Source organism: Lysobacter xanthus, from assembly GCF_047159895.1.
The window spans coordinates 1-598 of record NZ_BAAGAB020000157.1 but is presented as its reverse complement, the minus strand read 5'-3'; the positions used below and the strand labels follow the sequence as shown (position 1 = coordinate 598).

1 protein-coding gene is annotated in these 598 nt (G+C 66.9%); it reads right to left on the bottom strand.

Features of this window, described 5'->3' with window-relative positions:
• Positions 1-598 (bottom strand): UDP-glucose dehydrogenase family protein (locus ACY35P_RS15635; RefSeq protein WP_462116759.1); only part of this gene is annotated, 598 nt, incomplete at both ends.

The window sequence follows — 598 nt, the reverse complement described above, 5'->3', positions numbered from 1 at the left end:
GAACAGATGCTTCTTCTGGCGGCGGTTCACCGCCTCCACCGACTCCAGCAGTTCGGCGTCGTAGCCCGCCTGCTGCGCGGTGCGGGCGAGCGCCTGCACGTCCTTCGGGAAGCACGAGCCGCCGTAACCCGCGCCCGGGTAGATGAAGTGCCAGCCGATGCGCGGATCGGAGCCGATGCCGAGCCGCACCTTCTCGATGTCGGCGCCCACGCGTTCCGCGATGTTCGCCATCTCGTTCATGAAACTGATCTTGGTCGCGAGCATCGCGTTCGCGGCGTACTTCGTCAGCTCCGCGGAACGCACGTCCATGACGACGATGCGCTCGTGATTGCGGTTGAACGGCGCATAGAGACGCTTGAGGCGGTCGATGACGGTCGCGTCGGTCGCCCCGATCACGATGCGGTCCGGCCGCATGAAGTCGTTGACCGCGTCGCCTTCCTTGAGGAATTCCGGATTCGACGCGACACCGAACTCCACGTCGACGCCGCGCGCCGCGAGTTCGGCGGCGATCGTCTCGTGCACGCGGTCGGCGGTCCCCACGGGGACCGTCGACTTGTTGACCACCACCGCCGGCCGATCGATGTGCCGGCCGATGGTG